Here is a 17,960-nt window from a genome sequence, read left to right as displayed (position 1 = left end):
CGTCAGCAGGCGCAGCGAATCCCGGCCGCTGCCTGTGCTGCTTCGCCGGGCTGGTGGTCCGTCTTATCGACCGGGTAGCCGGCGGCGATCCAGCTGGTGATGCCGCCGGAGAGCCGTTTCACCTGGAAGCCGAGCTCGGCGAGCTTGAGCGCTCCCTTGGTGGCGGCGTTGCAGTTGATGCTTTCGCAGTAGCAGACGTAGACGAGGTCGCGATCGAGGTGCGCGGTGTTCTCGGGCGTCATGTCGCGGTAGGGCAGGTTGATCGCGCCGGGGATGTGCGCCTGAGCGAAGGCTTCGGGAGCACGGGTCTCGACGACGACGTAACCCTCGACGCGGCCGGCGTCGAGATCCCGGGCGAGGTCGTCCGGATCGACTTCGAAGCCGAGCTCGGCACTGAAGTAGGCAACGGCCTCGGCGGGCGCGGCGGCGGGGAAGGCAAGTGTGCGTGTCATGGGGACAATCCTGCTGATCACGGCGTCGCGGACACAGGGCAGAATCGGGGTGAAGGCCGTCGCCGGCCTGGGATTTCCCTGTTTCCGCCCCTGCTGACTTGGGAGATGTGCGGTGGACCTCGACGACGTCGACTGGCACCTGATCGAGCTCCTCCAGGACGACGGCAGGCTGAGCTTCACGGAGCTGGGCCGCCGGGTGTCGCTGTCGGGGTCCGCGGTGACGGAACGGGTCCGCCGTCTCGAGGAGCGCGGAGTGATCACGGGCTACGCGGCGACCGTGGACACGACGAAGCTGGGACTGCCGATCGAGGCGTTGGTCCGGGCTAGGGTCCGCAGCCTGGACACACCCCGCTTCCGGACGGCGGTGCTGCCACTGCCGGAGGTCATCGCCGCGGACCACATCACGGGTGACGAGTGCTGGATCCTGCGGGTGCTGTGCCGGAACACGGCGGAGCTGGAGGAGTTGGTGGAGAAGGTGCAGCGCTACGGCGAGACGACGACGTCACTGGTGCTGTCATCACCATTGCGCCGCCGCCCCCTGGCCCGGCGGGGCCGGCCGGATTGAAGCATCTCGCGTGACGGGGGAGGCATCGCGCGTGATCCGCGGGGCATCTCGCGTGACCGGGCGGGCATCACCGGTGATCCGGCGGGCATCACCCGGATCGCGAGGTCGGAGCAGGGGTGGTCGGAGCCGCAACTCGCGTGATCTCGTACGGATCCCGCGTGATTGTGGCCGGATCTCGCGTGATCCCGGGCGGGACTCGTGTGATCCGGCCGGGATCCACGTGTTTCCAGGCAGATCTCGCGTGATTGAGGCCGGAACTCGCGCACCGCGCGAGGGCAGCTCGCGCGCCCGAAGAGTCGGCTCGTGTCCCCAGCCAGTCGACTCACGCACTCAGCCGGTCGGTTCGCGTTCCCAGACAGTCGGCTTACATACCCGACCGGTCGGTTCGCGTACCCAGACAGTCGGCTCGCGTACCTCGACGGTCGGCTCCCGCGACCGAAGCGCCGGCCACCTGCGATCCAGAGGTTGGCACCCGTGATCAGGCAGTCGACACCCGTGATTCACGGGTCACCACGCGACCAGACCGCCGACCCGCGTGTGTGAAGGGTCAACTCGCGTGACTGGAGAGCCGACTCGCGTGATCAGCGGGTCAACACGTGATTGGAAGGTCAACTCGTGTGATGGGAGGGTTGACACGGGGCGGTCGTGGTGCCGGCGGCACCTGGTTTTGGGCATGAGAAAAGGGCCTGGCTCGGGAGAACTAGTGTTCTCGACCGGGCCAGGCCCTTCTCAACGAAATGTTCGGCGGTGTCCTACTCTCCCACAACCCTTCGGTTGCAGTACCATCGGCGCTGTCAAGCTTAGCTTCCGGGTTCGGAATGGGACCGGGCGTTTCCCTGACGCTAAAACCACCGAAACACTATCAAACACCCACACCCCCCAAAAACAGAGGGCCGTGTGGTGTTTCAGAACCGTAGAGTGGATGCGTAACACCTTCGTAGACAAGTCCTCGGCCTATTAGTACCAGTCAACTCGACAACACATTACTGTGCTTCCATATCTGGCCTATCAACCCAATGGTCTATTGGGGGCCTTAACCCACAAAGGGTGGGATACCTCATCTTGGAACAGGCTTCCCGCTTAGATGCCTTCAGCGGTTATCCCTTCCGAACGTGGCCAACCAGCCATGCCCCTGGCGGGACAACTGGCACACCAGAGGTTCGTCCGTCCCGGTCCTCTCGTACTAGGGACAGCCTTCCTCAAGTATCCTACGCGCGCGGCGGATAGGGACCGAACTGTCTCACGACGTTCTAAACCCAGCTCGCGTGCCGCTTTAATGGGCGAACAGCCCAACCCTTGGGACCTACTCCGGCCCCAGGATGCGACGAGCCGACATCGAGGTGCCAAACCATGCCGTCGATATGGACTCTTGGGCAAGATCAGCCTGTTATCCCCGGGGTACCTTTTATCCGTTGAGCGACACCCCTTCCACCAGGTGGTGCCGGATCACTAGTCCCGACTTTCGTCCCTGCTCGACATGTCTGTCTCACAGTCAAGCTCCCTTGTGCACTTGCACTCAACACCTGATTGCCAACCAGGCTGAGGGAACCTTTGGGCGCCTCCGTTACTCTTTAGGAGGCAACCGCCCCAGTTAAACTACCCATCAGGCACTGTCCCTGAACCAGATCATGGCCCGAGGTTCAGATTCCCAATTCGACCAGAGTGGTATTTCAACAATGACTCCACAGTAACTAGCGTCACCGCTTCACAGTCTCCCACCTATCCTACACAAGCCGAACCGAAAACCAATACCAAACTATAGTAAAGGTCCCGGGGTCTTTCCGTCCTGCCGCGCGTAACGAGCATCTTTACTCGTAGTGCAATTTCGCCGGGCCTGTGGTTGAGACAGCCGGAAAGTCGTTACGCCATTCGTGCAGGTCGGAACTTACCCGACAAGGAATTTCGCTACCTTAGGATGGTTATAGTTACCACCGCCGTTTACTGGCGCTTAAATTCTCAGCTTCACCCCCGAAGGGATTAACCGGTCCTCTTAACGTTCCAGCACCGGGCAGGCGTCAGTCCATATACATCGTCTTGCGACTTCGCATGGACCTGTGTTTTTAGTAAACAGTCGCTTTCCGCTGGTCTCTGCGGCCACCCACCCCTAGTCCGTAAAGGACTTCAGGATGTTTGGCCCCCCTTCTCCCGAAGTTACGGGGGCATTTTGCCGAGTTCCTTAACCACAGTTCACCCGATCGCCTTAGTATTCTCTACCTGACCACCTGTGTTGGTTTGGGGTACGGGCCGTGCATGCACTCACTAGAGGCTTTTCTCGGCAGCATAGGATCACTCTACTTCACCTCAAACGGCTACGCATCACGTCTCAGAGTATATAAAGCACGGATTTGCCTATGCTTTCTCCTACACGCTTACACCAGGACAACCATCGCCTGGCGGAGCTACCTTCCTGCGTCACCCCATCGCTTGACTACTACGAAATCAGGTCCCACGCTCCACACACACCCCTCCATCCGAAGACTTTGGGACATGGCTTTGGGTGGTTAGTATCAAACGCCTCGTCATGGGCGCACATGCTCGGGTACGGGAATATCAACCCGTTGTCCATCGACTACGCCTGTCGGCCTCGCCTTAGGTCCCGACTTACCCTGGGCGGATTAGCCTGGCCCAGGAACCCTTGGTCATCCGGCGGCAGAGTTTCTCACTCTGCATTCGCTACTCATGCCTGCATTCTCACTCCCACACCCTCCACCGCTAGCTTCCGCCACGGCTTCCCTGGGTGCAGGACGCTCCCCTACCCATCAACACGACTACACAAGGACTTCAAGAGCCCAAGTGGATCTATTGTGTCAATGACACAGCTTCGGCGGTGTGCTTAAGCCCCGCTACATTGTCGGCGCAGGACCACTTGACCAGTGAGCTATTACGCACTCTTTCAAGGGTGGCTGCTTCTAAGCCAACCTCCTGGTTGTCTGGGCAATCCCACATCCTTTCCCACTGAGCACACACTTAGGGGCCTTAGCTGGTGTTCTGGGCTGTTTCCCTCTCGACGACGAAGCTTATCCCCCGCCGTCTCACTGCCGCACTCTCACACCACGGTATTCGGAGTTTGGTTGATTTCGGTAACCCGGTAAGGCCCCTAGACCATCCAGTAGCTCTACCCCCGTGGTGAAACATGCGACGCTGCACCTAAATGCATTTCGGGGAGAACCAGCTATCACGGAGTTTGATTGGCCTTTCACCCCTACCCACAGCTCATCCCCTCAGTTTTCAACCTAAGTGGGTTCGGGCCTCCACGACGTCTTACCGTCGCTTCACCCTGGCCATGGGTAGATCACTCCGCTTCGGGTCTAGACCACGCGACTCATTCGCCCTATTCAGACTCGCTTTCGCTACGGCTACCCCACACGGGTTAACCTCGCCACGCAGCACTAACTCGCAGGCTCATTCTTCAAAAGGCACGCCATCACCATTACAGCTCTGACGGCTTGTAGGCACACGGTTTCAGGTACTCTTTCACTCCCCTCCCGGGGTACTTTTCATCTTTCCCTCACGGTACTAGTCCGCTATCGGTCTTCAGGAAGTATTTAGGCTTACCGGGTGGTCCCGGCAGATTCACAGCAAATTCCACGAGCTCGCTGCTACTCGGGAACACCACCAAGAACAACAACACAAGTTTTCGCGTACGGGGCTCTCACCCACTCCGGCCGCCCATCCCAAGGCGTTCCACTAACCCATGCGTCAATTCCGAAGAAATGTCAGTTCCTTCAAGGCGGGTCCCACAACACCGACTACACAACCCCTGACAGGTATCACATGCAATCGGTTTAGCCTCTTCCGCTTTCGCTCGCCACTACTCACGGAATCACGGTTGTTTTCTCTTCCTACGGGTACTGAGATGTTTCACTTCCCCGCGTTCCCTCCACACACCCTATATATTCAGGTGCGGGTAACACCACATCACTGGTGCTGGGTTTCCCCATTCGGAAATCCTCGGATCACAGCTCGGTTGACAGCTCCCCGAGGCTTATCGCAGCCTCCTACGTCCTTCATCGGCTCCTGAAGCCAAGACATCCACCATGTGCCCTTAACAACTTGACCACAAAGATGCTCGCATCCACTCTACAGTTCTCAAACACCACACCAGAAACAAACCACATTCCCAGGCTGTGTAAGCCCTAAGGCGTGTTGCCTCAGGACCCAACAGTGTGCATAGCAAACAATCACCCTCCGAGGCGCCGGCTACCCGTTCCACGATCCTTGCGGACCAGTACTAGAGGAGGCATTGCCAACCAAGAGTGACCATAACCAGTAGTTCCACAATTCCTTGAGCAAGCCCGGCAACACTGCATTCGAGTGTTAAACCGTGCCCACCCCACGCTCTTGGTCCGGGTATCCCGGGAACGTGGATGTGTTGTGCTCCTTAGAAAGGAGGTGATCCAGCCGCACCTTCCGGTACGGCTACCTTGTTACGACTTCGTCCCAATCGCCAGTCCCACCTTCGACCACTCCCTCCCCGAGGGGTTGGGCCATGGGCTTCGGGTGTTACCGACTTTCATGACGTGACGGGCGGTGTGTACAAGGCCCGGGAACGTATTCACCGCAGCGTTGCTGATCTGCGATTACTAGCGACTCCGACTTCACGCAGTCGAGTTGCAGACTGCGATCCGAACTGAGACCGGCTTTAAGGGATTCGCTCCACCTCGCGGTATCGCAGCCCTCTGTACCAGCCATTGTAGCATGTGTGAAGCCCTGGACATAAGGGGCATGATGACTTGACGTCATCCCCACCTTCCTCCGAGTTGACCCCGGCAGTCTCCCACGAGTCCCCGCCATAACGCGCTGGCAACGTAGGATAAGGGTTGCGCTCGTTGCGGGACTTAACCCAACATCTCACGACACGAGCTGACGACAGCCATGCACCACCTGTACACCAACCACAAGGGAAGCCCCATCTCTGGGGATGTCTGGCGCATGTCAAGCCCAGGTAAGGTTCTTCGCGTTGCATCGAATTAATCCACATGCTCCGCCGCTTGTGCGGGCCCCCGTCAATTCCTTTGAGTTTTAGCCTTGCGGCCGTACTCCCCAGGCGGGGTGCTTAATGCGTTAGCTACGGCACGGACAACGTGGAATGTCGCCCACACCTAGCACCCACCGTTTACAGCGTGGACTACCAGGGTATCTAATCCTGTTCGCTCCCCACGCTTTCGCTCCTCAGCGTCAGTATCGGCCCAGAGACCCGCCTTCGCCACCGGTGTTCCTCCTGATATCTGCGCATTTCACCGCTACACCAGGAATTCCAGTCTCCCCTACCGAACTCAAGTCTGCCCGTATCGACTGCACGCTGAAGGTTAAGCCTCCAGATTTCACAGCCGACGCGACAAACCGCCTACGAGCTCTTTACGCCCAATAAATCCGGACAACGCTTGCACCCTACGTATTACCGCGGCTGCTGGCACGTAGTTAGCCGGTGCTTCTTATCCAGGTACCGTCACTTGCGCTTCGTCCCTGGCGAAAGAGGTTTACAACCCGAAGGCCGTCATCCCTCACGCGGCGTCGCTGCATCAGGCTTTCGCCCATTGTGCAATATTCCCCACTGCTGCCTCCCGTAGGAGTCTGGGCCGTGTCTCAGTCCCAGTGTGGCCGGTCACCCTCTCAGGCCGGCTACCCGTCGTCGCCTTGGTAGGCCACTACCCCACCAACAAGCTGATAGGCCGCGGGTTCATCCTGCACCGCCAGAACTTTCAACAACACTCCATGCGAAGCGTTGTGATATCCGGTATTAGACCTCGTTTCCAAGGCTTATCCCAGAGTGCAGGGCAGATTACCCACGTGTTACTCACCCGTTCGCCACTAATCCACCCGAAGGCTTCATCGTTCGACTTGCATGTGTTAAGCACGCCGCCAGCGTTCGTCCTGAGCCAGGATCAAACTCTCCAACAATGAATAGTTTGATCGAGACTATGTACTCAATCATTCTCAAAGGAACCTCATACGAGGTTATATATAAGCTCTACTGGCTTAGTTCACTAGCACACTGTTGAGTTCTCAAGCAACACACTCCGGAATCCGCCACCTTATCAGTGGCTTCACCCTCGGCGATTGTTCCAAGCGATATTCACAAACTTTTGGTCGAGCATGCCTCAGTCTACGAGGTTAGTCGTAGTGATTCGGCGGCCGCTCGTGGGCCGACGCTGAACATTACCCGGTCCGATTCGCGGTGTCAACCCGCTCGTCCCGTCCTGATCTCCGGGGCTTGCGGCCCCGGTGTGACCCGGTGTTCCTGGCGACTTGGAGAACTTTACATGCCCCGAAACCGGTCCCGACAGGGGGGTCACTTAACGGTGTCATCGCAGGTCAGAACGTGTACGCAGGGCTACTGCGGCAACGTCGGCAGATACCGCGGCGGGACACGGGTCGGCGCGACCCGCTCGAAGTCCGCCGCGAGGGCCAGCATCCGGCCGTCGGACCACCGCGCACCCATGAACGAGATACCCACGGGCAGGGGTCCGGCAAACCCGGCCGGCACGGTGACGTCCGGATAGCCCGCGACCGCCGCCGGTGTCGAGGACGGGATCACGTCGTCGTCGCCCGTCGCGCAGTCGGTCTTCCACGCCGGCGGGTTGGTCGGCGACGCGATCGCGTCGAGGTGGTACTTCGCCAGCGTCTCGTCGAGCGACCGGCGAGCGAGGTCCGAGAGTTCGGCGCGCCCCGCCAGGTAGCCGGGGTCGGTCGGCGGCGGCGCGGCCAGTGCCTGCTCGAACAGCTCCTGGCCGGCGAAGCAGGTCTGCTCCAGCGGGTCGGCGCGGTTGTAGGCGATCAGCTCGGCCAGGTTCCGCGGCCCCCGCGGGCGGGTCGCCAGGTAGGCGTCGATGTCGCGGTGGAACTCCGTGAGCAGCGCCGGGAACTCCAGCTCGCCGAGCCGGTCCTGGTACGGCGGGGTCACTTCGACGACCGTCGCACCGGCCTTGACCAGGGAGTTCCGGGCGGACGTCATGACCGCGTCGGTCTGCGGACCGAGCACCGGCAACCGCCAGAGGCCGATCCGGGCGCCGCGCAGGACCCCCGGCCGGAGCAGCTTCGCGTAGTCCGCCGGCTGGGTGCGCGGGTACTGCGCGGTGGCCGGGTCCGCCGGGTCGCGCCCCTGGAGGGCGGACAGCGTGAGCGCGACGTCGACGACGTTGCGGGCGATCGGGCCGGCGGTGTCCTGCTCGGCGGAGATCGGCACCACGCCGGTGCGGCTGACCAGGCCGAGGCTCGGTTTGTGGCCGACCGTCGCCGTCATCCCCGCCGGGCAGACGATCGAGCCGTCGGTCTCGCTGCCGATCGCGACCTGGGCCAGCGACGCGGCGACGCCGGCCGCGGAGCCGGCGGACGACCCGCACGGGTTGTGGTCCAGCACGTACGGGTTGCTGGTCTGGCCCCCGACGCCCGACCAGCCCGACGTCGGCTTCGCGGCGCGGAAGTTCGCCCACTCGGACAGGTTCGCCTTGCCGAGGATCACCGCGCCCGCGTTGCGCAGCCGGGTGATCAGCGTGGCGTCCTTCGCCGGGTAGCTGCGCAGGGCCCGCGAGCCGGCGGTCGTCCACTGGTCGCGGGTGCCGACGTTGTCCTTGACCAGCACCGGGATGCCGTCGAGCGGCCCGCGCAGGCGGTGCGCGCGACGGCGGGCGTCGCTTTCACGAGCCTGCCCCAGCGCCGCCGGGTTGACCGCGAGCACGGCGTTGACCTTGCCGTCTACCTGGTGGATCCGGTCGAGGTAGAGCCCGGTGAGCCCCACCGCGCTGAGCCGGCCGGCCGCCATCCGCGCCTGCAGCGCCGGGATGTCGGCCGAGTCGAGGTCGAAGCGCGAAGAGGACGCCGACGCGGCGGGCGCGGCGGGGACGAGCACGAGTGCGGCGGCCAGGATCGCGAGGAACACCGGCCGCCGCCCCATCAGAGCACCGGCAACAGCGTGCGGAGCTCGTACGGGGTGACCGCGCTCCGGTAGTTGTCCCATTCGGCGCGCTTGTTCCGGAGGAAGAAGTCGTAGACGTGCTCGCCGAGTGCTTCCGGCAGGAGCTCGGACTTCTCCATCTCCGACAGGGCTTCCCCCAGGTTCTGGGGCAACTGCGCGTAACCGGCGGCGCGCCGCTCGGAGTCGCTCAGCTGCCAGATGTTGTCCTCGGCAGGAGGCGGCAGCTCGTACCCCTTCTCGATCCCCTTGAGCCCGGCGGCCAGGATGACCGAGTACGCGAGGTACGGGTTGCACGCGGAGTCCAGGGTACGGACTTCCACCCGACGGGATGACGCCTTTCCGGGTGAATACATCGGCACCCGGACGAGCGCGGAGCGGTTCGCCCGGCCCCACGAAACGGTCGTCGGCGCCTCGCTTCCGCTGATCAGGCGCTTGTAGGAGTTCACCCACTGGTTCGTGACCGCGGAGATCTCCTTGGCGTGGTGCAGCAGGCCGGCGACGAACGCCTTGCCGGTCTCCGACAGCTCGTGCGGGTCCTCGGCGTCGTAGAAGGCGTTGCGATCACCCTCGAAGAGGCTGACGTGGGTGTGCATCCCGGAGCCGGGCTGGTCGGTGAACGGCTTCGGCATGAACGTCGCGCGCACGCCCTGGGTCAGCGCGACCTCCTTGACGACGTAACGGAACGTCATCACGTTGTCGGCCATGGTCAGGGCGTCGGCGTAGCGGAGGTCGATCTCCTGCTGGCCCGGCGCGCCCTCGTGGTGGCTGAACTCGACCGAGATGCCCATCGCCTCGAGGGTCTCGATGGCGTGGCGCCGGAAGTGCGTCGCCGTGGCGTGGCTGGCCTGGTCGAAGTACCCGCCGTTGTCCGCCGGCTCCGGCTCGCTGCCGTCGTCGGGCAGGTTGGCCAGGAGGAAGAACTCGATCTCGGGGTGCACGTAGCAGGTGAAGCCCGCTTCGGCCGCCTTCGAGAGCTGACGCCGCAGGACGTGCCTCGGGTCGGCCCACGACGGTGAGCCGTCCGGCATCGCGATGTCGCAGAACATCCGGGCCGAGTAGGGGCTGCCGTCCGGGGTCTCCCAGGGCAGCACCTGGAAGGTGGCCGGGTCCGGCTTGGCGACCATGTCGGATTCGTAGACGCGCGCGAACCCTTCGATGGCCGAGCCGTCGAAGCCGATCCCCTCGGTGAAAGCGCCCTCGAGCTCGGCCGGCGCGACCGCGACGGACTTGAGGAACCCCAGCACATCGGTGAACCAGAGACGGACGAAACGGATGTCGCGCTCCTCGAGCGTGCGGAGCACGAATTCCTGCTGGCGATCCATGGCCGCACCCTAACGACAGCGTGTTAACGGGATGTTTCACGACGCGCCGAGGGTGACGAAGGTCAGTTCGCCGGCACCGGAACGGGCTTCTTCGCGCGCTTGACGGCCAGCGACGCGACGGACGCGATGATCGCCAGGACAGCGGCCGAATACCAGGCCAGCGTGTAGTTCCCGAGCTGGTCGCGGACCAGGCCCGCGGCCGAGGCGGCGAACGCGGCGCCCAGCTGGTGGCAGGCGAAGACCCAGCCGAACACGATCGGGCCGGCCTCGCCGAAGGCGCGGACGCAGAGCGCGACCGTCGGCGGGACCGTGGCCACCCAGTCGAGGCCGTAGAACAGGATGAACGCCCACATGCTCGGCTGCACGGAGTCGGTGAACAGCTGCGGCAGCATGGCCAGCGAGAGCCCGCGCAGGGCGTAGTAGATCCCGAGCAGGATCCGCGGGTCGACGCGGTCGGTGAGCCAGCCGGAGAAGATCGTGCCGACGACGTCGAAGACGCCGACCAGGGCCAGCAGGCCCGCCGCGGTCGTCTGGGGCATGCCGTGGTCGTGGGCGGCCGGGACGAAGTGGGTGCCGACCAGGCCGTTCGTCGTCGCGCCGCAGATCGCGAAGCCGACCGCGAGCAGCCAGAACGTCCGGGTGCGGGCCGCCGTCTTCAGGACGGACAGGGCGCGGCGGGCGGAGCCGCTCTTCGGGGCGGGGCGGGCGACCTCGGCGTCGGCGGGCGCGCCGTAGGCCGTGGTGCCGACGTCGGCGGGGTGGTCGCGGATGAGCAGCAGGACCACCGGGACGACGGCGAGCGCGGCGATGGCGATCACCAGCGACGCGGTGCGCCAGCCGGAGCCGACGGCGAGGTTGGCGATGAGCGGCAGGAAGATCAGCTGGCCGGTGGCGCCCGCCGCGGTCAGCACGCCGGTGACGACGCCGCGGCTGCGGACGAACCACCGGGCCGCGACGGTCGCCGCGAAGCTCATCGCCATCGAGCCGGTGCCCGCGCCGATCAGCACGCCCCAGCAGAGGATCAGCTGCCAGCTCGCGGTCATGAACACCGTGCCGGCCGCGCCGATGGCGATGACGAACAACGCCGTCGCCGAGACGCGGCGGATGCCGAACCGCTCCATCAGCGCGGCCGCGAAGGGCGCGAAGAGGCCGTAGAGCACGAGGTTGACCGAGACGGCCGAGCTGATCGTGGCCGTCGACCAGCCGAACTCCTGGTGCAGCGGGTCGATGAGGACGCCGGGGGCGGACCGGAAGCCGGCGGAGGCGAGCAGCGCGACGAACGCGGCACCGGCGATCAGCCAGGCGCGGTGCAGCTTCGGGGCAGGGCGGGTCTCGACAGTCACTCGTGAAGTGTCATCGCGCGCGCCTCCCGGTGGAAGTGGCCTGAAGGACATCCTCCGCAAGGATCCGGCCACGGCTAGTCTTGACGGATGTCCCGCATCGCCCTGCTGCTCGTGGTCCTGTTGACGGCCGGGTGCACCGGCTCGCCGGACACGCGTGGGCCGTTCCCCGCGGGTGCCGAGCTGGTCCGCGACGCGGCGACGTCGTTCGCGTCGGTGCGGAGCGTGCACTTCGCGGCCGGGGTCAACGGCGTCCTGCCCGGCTTCCCGCTGCGGCAGATCGACGGCGACGCGACCCTCGACGCCGGCGGCGGCGCGACCGGCACGGCCGACGTCCAGGACGGCGAGGGCCACGTCAAGTTCCGCTTCACCGTGCGCGACGGAGAGGTGAGCACCGATCCCGACGTCGCTCGCGGCCGGATCCCCGAGACGGACGCCGTGGGCCGCTTCCTCGGGCCGTCCGCCGGGCTGAAACGGCTGCTCGACGGCGTGACCGACGCGAAGACCGAGGGCAAGGAGAACGTCGACGGCGCCGCGGCCCTGCGGGTCGGCGGCCGGGTGCCCGCGGCCGTGGCGCACAGCGTGTTGGCGCAGGTGAACGCCGACATCATCGTCAAAGTGTGGGTCTCGGCCGACGGGCCGCGGCGGTTCGTCCGGCTGTGGGTGCAGGTGCCGCCGGCCGGTGACCACCTCAGCCCGGTGATGTTCGAGCTGTCGCTGACCGGGCAGAACGAGCCCGTCGACCTCGGTTAGCAGCGAGCTTCGGCGGCGGTCCCGTCGATCAGGTACGCGACGCCGGCGCGGTCGACGCACGTGTTGCCGTCGAGGAAGACCGTGTGCTGCACGCCTTCGTAGGTGAGCAGGACGCCGCCGAGGTCCTTTGCGAGGTCGACGCCCTGCTGGTACGGCGTCGCCGGGTCGTGCGTGGTCGAGACGACCAGGGGTTTCGGCAGGCCGTCGGCGTGCGGGGCGTGCTCGGCCGACGTCGGCGGGACCGGCCAGGTCGAGCAGATGTCCAGCTCGCTGGTGTCCGGGCTGCCGCCGGCCAGGAACGGCGCGCCGGCCAGCATCCGCTGGTGCGCGCGGTCGATCGCGGCCCGGTCGGTCAGCCGGGCACGGTCGACGCAGCGGACGGCGAAGTAGGCGTCGATCCCGCCGCCGTAGTGGCCGTCGCGGTCGCGGCCGTAGTAGCCGTCGGCGAAGGCCAGCAGGGCCCGGCCGGTGCCGCCGGCCAGCTCGGTGAGCGCGCCGTCGAGCGCGGGCCAGTCGCCGCGGGCGTAGAGCGCGGCGAACGTGCCGGTGACGGCGTCCTCGAAGGAGAGCTTCCGGGAGCCGGCCGGGACGGCCTTCGCGACCAGCGGCCGGACGAGCCGCTGGAAGGCCTCGGTCGTGCGGGCGGGGTCGCGGCCGAGAGCGCAGTCGCGGCGGGCCGCGCACCACTTGCCGAACTCGGTGAAGGCGTCCTGGAAGCCCGCCATCTGCGTGACCAGGGATTCCGCGATGTCCTGCGCCGGATCGACGGCGCCGTCGAGCAGCAGCGCGCGGACATTGCGCGGGAACGCCTCCGCGTAGGCCGCGCCGATCTGCGTGCCGTACGAGTAGCCGAGGTAGGTCAGCTTCTCGTCGCCGAGAGCCGCGCGAAGGACGTCGAGGTCGCGGACGACGTCCCGCGTGCCGGCGTTCGCGAGGAACGCTTTGCCGTACTTCGTCGCTTCGGCGCACTTCGCGCCGTACGCCGTGGTCTCGGCGAGCTGCTTCTTCACCCCTTCGGGCGACATGTCGCTTTCGACGTCGGACGCGCGGTCGGCGTCCTGCTCGGCGTCGGTCCTGCAGGTGATCCGCGGCTCGCTCGCGCCGACGCCGCGCGGGTCGAAGCCGACCAGGTCGAACCGGTCCAGCAGCGGCGCGGCCGCGGGCGACTTCGCCAGGGACGCCGCCATCGACGTCCCCGCGCCGCCGGGTCCGCCCGGGTTGACGACCAGCGAGCCGATCCGCTGCTTCCCGGCCTTGTGCCGCAGCAGCCCGACGGTCACCGTCTCCCCCGCCGGCTCCGCGTAGTCCAGCGGCACGGTCAGGTGCGCGCAGTCCAGCGACGCGTCCGCCGAACACGACGTCCAGGCGAGCTGCTGCCCGGTGAACTTCCGCAGGTCAGGGGCCTGAGACGACGACGGCCCGGGCGCCGGAACGCTCGTGCACGCCGTCAGCACCAGGGCCGCGCCCAGCAGCGCGGCCGCCCTCACTGGCCCTTGCAGCGCGTGCCTTCCGCCGGGAGCGTGCCGTCGACCAGGTAGTCGTTGCCCGCCTGGTCCACGCACGAGATGCCCTGCAGGAACACCGTGTGCTGGGTGCCCTCGAAGGTGAGCAGCGCGCCCTTCAGGCCCTTCGCGAGGTTGACGCCGGCCTGGTAGGGCGTCGCCGGGTCGTTCGTCGTCGAGATGACCAGCGTCTTCGCCAGGCCTTCGACGTTCGGCACGTGCGGCTCCGAGGTGTTCGGGACCGGCCAGAACGCGCACGCGTCGCGGGCCGCGCTCGCCGGGCGGCCGTCGTCGAGGAACGGCGCGACCTGCACGTACTCCTCCTGCGCCTTGAGGATGACGGCCGGGTCGGTGACGCGCGGGTCGTCGACGCAGCGGATCGCGGTGAAGGCGTCCTGCGTGGTGCCGTACTTGCCGCTGGTGTCGCGCTCGTTGTAGATGTCCGCGAGCTTCTCCAGCGTCGCGCCGCGCTGCTGCTTCAGCTCGTTGAGGCCGGTGTTCAGCGCGTCCCAGAGGCTCTCCTGGTAGAGCGCCTGGATGACGCCGGTGGTCGCGTCCTCGTAGGAGAGCTTGCGGCCGTCGCCGACCGGCACCGGGAAGTCGATCAGCGGCCGGACGAGGTCCTGGAACACCTGCACCGCGGCGGCGGGGTCCTGCCCGAGCGCGCAGTCCTGCTGAGCGGTACACGACTTCGCGAACTGCGTGAACGCGCCGCCGAAGCCCTGGCCCTGCGCGACCAGCGACTCGACGGCGTCCTGGTCCGGGTCGACCGCGCCGTCGAGGATCATCGCGCGGACGTTCTTCGGGAACGCCTCGGCGTAGGTCGACCCGATCCGGGTGCCGTAGGAGTAGCCGAGGTAGGTCAGCTTCTCGTCGCCAAGGACCGAGCGCAGGACGTCGAGGTCCTTGACGACGTCGCGGGTGCCGACGTTGGCGAGCAGCCCGGTGCCGTCGTCGGTGCGCTGGGCGCACTTGGCGGCGAAGTCCTTTTCCTGCGCTTCCTGCTTGAGCACGCCCTGCGGCGAGCCGTCGGTTTCGCTGTCGTCGGCGCGGTCGGCGTCCCGCTCCTGGTCGGTCAGGCAGCGGATGATCGGCTGGCTCGCGCCGATCCCCCGCGGGTCGAAGCCGACCAGGTCGAAGCGCTTGGCGAGGTCCGTGTTCGACGCCGGCTTGATCAGCCCGGCGGCGGCGACCATGCCCGAGGCGCCCGGTCCGCCCGGGTTGACCACCAGCGACCCGATCCGCGATCCCTCGTCGGTCGCCTTGTGCCGGAGCAGGCCGAGCGTGATGGTCGTTCCGTCCGGTTTCGCGTAGTCCAGCGGAACGGTCAGCCGCGCGCACTGGATGTCTTTCGCCTGGAACGCCGACCTCGCGTCCTCCGACGTCGCGTAAGGTGCGCAGTCGGCCCAGGTCAGGCTCTGACCGTAGAACCGCTCCAGCCCCGCGGGCACCGGCCCGGACGGCGGGTGCGACTCGGTCGTCGGCGACGGCGGCGTGGTCTTGCCGGTGGACGTGCAGGCGGTCAGCGAGGCCGCGAGCAGCGCGGACACCGCGATCGCGGTGATCGTGCGACTACGGGACCTGGCGCTGGGATGAGGGAACACGGTTGGATCGTCCCATCCGGCCGCGGAACTCGAACGCACCACCGCCACGTTGGGTGGGGCAGGCCGGTCGAGCGAGAGAGAACGGGAGACCAGGGGTGGCAGCACTGATCAGCCGGGTGGGCAAACGGCTCCGCCGGATCATCCAGCGTCCGGGCAGCGTCGAGCTGACCCGCTACGAAGCACTGCTGCCCGCAGTCGAGAAGCTCGAACCCGAGCTCGAGAAGCTCTCCGACGAGGAGCTGACCGAGCGGGCCGGGAAGCTTCGCGCGACGCTGAAGGACACCGCGTTCGGCGACAATCACCTGATCGAGGTGTGCGCGCTCGGTCGTGAGGCCGCTCGGCGAGCGCTCGGCGAGCGCGCGTTCGACGTCCAGATCCTCGGCACGATGGGCCTGCTCAGCAAGCACGTCGTGCAGATGGAGACCGGTGAGGGCAAGACGCTCGCCGGGGCGCTGGCCGCGGCCGGGTACGCACTGCGCGGCAAGCGCGCCCACGTCGTCACGGTCAACGACTACCTGGCGCGCCGCGACGCCGAGTGGATGGGCCCGGTCTACGCGCTGCTCGGCGTGTCGGTCGGCTGGGTCGAACCGGCGCACTCCCAGGAGGAGCGCAAGGAGGCCTACGCCAAGGACGTCACGTACGGCGCGGTCGCCGAGATCGGCTTCGACGTCCTGCGCGACCGCCTGGTCTCGAAGGTCGACGACCTGGTCCAGCCGGACCCCGAGGTCGCGATCGTCGACGAGGCAGACTCCGTGCTGGTCGACGAGGCCCGCGTCCCGCTGGTGATGGCCGGCTCGATCGACCACACCGACGCCGACGACGAGGTCGCCAAGGTCGTCCGGCGGCTGCGGCTCAACCTGCACTACGAGACCGACAGCGAAGGCCGCAACGCCTGGCTGACCGACGCCGGTGCCTCGGTGGTCGCGAAGTCGCTCGGCCTGGAGGTCGACGACCTCTACGGCGACGCGGCCTCGGACCGGCTCCCCGCGGTGAACGTCGCGCTGCACGCGCACGCGCTGCTCACCCGCGACGTCGACTACCTCGTCCGCGACGGCAAGGTCCAGCTCATCAACGCCGCCCGCGGCCGCGTCGCCGAGCTGCAGCGCTGGCCGGACGGCCTCCAGGCCGCCGTCGAGGCGAAGGAACAGGTCACCGCGACCGACCGCGGCGAGATCCTGGACTCGATCACCGTCCAGGCGCTGCTGGCGCGCTACCCCGAGGTCGCAGGCATGACCGGTACCGCGGTCGCCGTCGCCGAGCAGCTGCGCGAGTTCTACGAGCTCGAGGTCGCGGTCATCCCGCCGAACACCCCGAACGTCCGCGAAGACCAGGAGGACCGGGTCTTCGCGTCGCCGTCGCAGAAGCTGCGGGCGATCGAGGAGGAGATCCGCACGGTCCACGAGACCGGGCGGCCGATCCTCGTCGGCACGCAGGACGTCGCCGAGTCGGAGGAGCTGGCCGAGAAGCTGGCGAAGGTCGACCTCGAGTGCGTCGTGCTCAACGCGCGCAACGACGCCGAAGAGGCGTCGATCATCGCCGAGGCCGGCAAGAAGGGCGCGGTCACCGTCTCGACCCAGATGGCCGGGCGCGGTACCGACATCCGGCTGGGCGGCACCGACGGCGCGACCCGCGAAGAGGTCGTCGAGCTGGGCGGGCTGCACGTCATCGGCACCGCGCGGTACCCGTCGAGCCGGCTCGACGGGCAGCTGCGCGGCCGCTCCGGCCGTCAAGGTGACCCGGGCAGCGCGATCTTCTTCGCCAGCCTCAACGACGAGCTCGTGCTGTCGAACGCGCCGGACGTGCCCGAGGGCATCACCGACGACGAGGAGACCGGCGAGATCACCGACAACGCGGCGCTGCGGCAGCTCAACCACGCCCAGCGCGTCGCCGAGGGCGTCGACCTGGAGATCCACCGCAACACCTGGCGCTACACGCGGCTGATCGAACGGCAGCGGCGTGACCTGCTGACCCACCGCGACAAGGTGCTTCGCACCGGGTACGCGGCGGAGCAGCTGGAGAAGGCGCACGCCGAGAAGTTCGGTGAGCTGAAGGAGAAGCTGGGCGACGACCAGGAGAAGGTGGAGCAGCTCAGCCGCGAGGTGCTGCTGTTCCACGTCGACCAGCTCTGGTCGGACCACCTGGCGTACCTGACCGACGTCCGCGAGAGCATCCACCTGCGGGCGCTGGCCCGGGAGACGCCGCTCGACGAGTTCCACCGCGCGGCGATCCCGGAGTTCCACAAGATCATCAACGAGGCGAACTCGCGCGCGGCGAAGACCCTCGAAGAGGCCGAGCTGACCGACGACGGCATCGACCTCGGCGACGCCGGCGTCCGGCGGGCGAACACGACGTGGACCTACCTGGTGCACGACAACCCGTTCGACTCCGACTTCGAGCAGACCATCAAGAAGGTCCGGAGCATGATCAAGCGCAAGTAGTCCTTTTCCCGGAAAAACCCTCGCTCGGTTCGGCCGAGCGGGGGTTTTCTCGTTTGCCCGGGCCGGGAG

At 66.4% G+C, this 17,960-nt stretch carries 9 protein-coding genes and 3 rRNA genes; 3 read left to right on the top strand and 9 right to left on the bottom strand.

Going from position 1 to position 17,960, the window contains the following annotated elements; genetic code table 11:
• Positions 1 to 2: 2 nt before the first annotated feature.
• A complete protein-coding gene (locus OHS58_RS43635) occupies positions 3 to 452 on the bottom strand; it encodes a rhodanese-like domain-containing protein (protein ID WP_328646175.1) in 450 nt (149 codons plus the stop codon).
• 112 nt (positions 453 to 564) lie between these two features.
• On the opposite strand from OHS58_RS43635, the gene OHS58_RS43630 reads away from it, so the two are divergent.
• The gene (locus tag OHS58_RS43630; RefSeq protein WP_328646174.1) at positions 565 to 1,017 is read left to right on the top strand and encodes an Lrp/AsnC family transcriptional regulator; all 453 of its coding nucleotides are present in this window, start codon (positions 565 to 567) and stop codon (positions 1,015 to 1,017) included.
• 739 nt (positions 1,018 to 1,756) lie between these two features.
• Here OHS58_RS43630 and rrf read toward each other — a convergent pair.
• From rrf to OHS58_RS43600, 6 genes are all read right to left on the bottom strand, one after another.
• Positions 1,757 to 1,873 (bottom strand): 5S ribosomal RNA (gene rrf / locus OHS58_RS43625).
• 81 nt (positions 1,874 to 1,954) lie between these two features.
• A 23S ribosomal RNA gene (locus tag OHS58_RS43620) occupies positions 1,955 to 5,076 on the bottom strand.
• 326 nt (positions 5,077 to 5,402) lie between these two features.
• A 16S ribosomal RNA gene (locus tag OHS58_RS43615) occupies positions 5,403 to 6,918 on the bottom strand.
• Together the 16S, 23S and 5S rRNA genes form the textbook arrangement of a ribosomal RNA operon.
• A gap of 433 nt (positions 6,919 to 7,351) precedes the next feature.
• A complete protein-coding gene (locus OHS58_RS43610) occupies positions 7,352 to 8,911 on the bottom strand; it encodes an amidase (RefSeq protein WP_328646173.1) in 1,560 nt (519 codons plus the stop codon).
• A complete protein-coding gene (glnA, locus tag OHS58_RS43605; protein WP_247061234.1) occupies positions 8,911 to 10,254 on the bottom strand; it encodes a type I glutamate--ammonia ligase in 1,344 nt (447 codons plus the stop codon). The genes OHS58_RS43610 and glnA overlap by 1 nt, the downstream gene beginning before the upstream one ends.
• Before the next feature lie 62 nt (positions 10,255 to 10,316).
• Positions 10,317 to 11,597: an MFS transporter gene (locus OHS58_RS43600; protein WP_328646172.1), complete on the bottom strand. Its 1,281-nt coding sequence runs from the start codon at positions 11,595 to 11,597 to the stop codon at positions 10,317 to 10,319.
• A gap of 87 nt (positions 11,598 to 11,684) precedes the next feature.
• Here OHS58_RS43600 and OHS58_RS43595 point away from each other — a divergent pair, with 87 nt between their 5' ends.
• Positions 11,685 to 12,347, top strand: coding sequence for an LppX_LprAFG lipoprotein (locus OHS58_RS43595; protein ID WP_328646171.1), 663 nt, complete (start codon positions 11,685 to 11,687; stop codon positions 12,345 to 12,347).
• Here the strand turns inward: OHS58_RS43595 and OHS58_RS43590 are convergent.
• Positions 12,344 to 13,834: an alpha/beta hydrolase gene (locus OHS58_RS43590; protein WP_328646170.1), complete on the bottom strand. Its 1,491-nt coding sequence runs from the start codon at positions 13,832 to 13,834 to the stop codon at positions 12,344 to 12,346. The two genes, OHS58_RS43595 and OHS58_RS43590, sit on opposite strands and share 4 nt — an antisense overlap.
• On the bottom strand, positions 13,831 to 15,399 hold the full coding sequence (locus tag OHS58_RS43585) for an alpha/beta hydrolase (protein WP_328649950.1): 1,569 nt from the start codon (positions 15,397 to 15,399) through the stop codon (positions 13,831 to 13,833). Before OHS58_RS43585 ends, OHS58_RS43590 begins: the two co-directional genes overlap by 4 nt.
• A gap of 149 nt (positions 15,400 to 15,548) precedes the next feature.
• On the opposite strand from OHS58_RS43585, the gene secA2 reads away from it, so the two are divergent.
• Entirely contained in the window at positions 15,549 to 17,891 is a 2,343-nt protein-coding gene (gene secA2 / locus OHS58_RS43580; protein WP_328646169.1) for an accessory Sec system translocase SecA2, read from the top strand.
• Positions 17,892 to 17,960 lie beyond the last annotated feature (69 nt).

It is taken from the genome of Amycolatopsis sp. NBC_00348 (assembly GCF_036114655.1).
Lineage (GTDB): Bacteria > Actinomycetota > Actinomycetes > Mycobacteriales > Pseudonocardiaceae > Amycolatopsis.
The sequence above is the reverse complement of the archived record's forward strand: the minus strand, read 5'-3'. Positions and strand labels throughout refer to the sequence as shown.

Coding starts and splice junctions, on each gene's coding strand:
- OHS58_RS43635 (WP_328646175.1), bottom strand. CDS start 452: ATGACACGCACACTTGCCTTCCCCGCCGCCGCGCCCGCCGAGGCCGTT.
- OHS58_RS43610 (WP_328646173.1), bottom strand. CDS start 8,911: ATGGGGCGGCGGCCGGTGTTCCTCGCGATCCTGGCCGCCGCACTCGTG.
- glnA (WP_247061234.1), bottom strand. CDS start 10,254: ATGGATCGCCAGCAGGAATTCGTGCTCCGCACGCTCGAGGAGCGCGAC.
- OHS58_RS43595 (WP_328646171.1), top strand. CDS start 11,685: ATGTCCCGCATCGCCCTGCTGCTCGTGGTCCTGTTGACGGCCGGGTGC.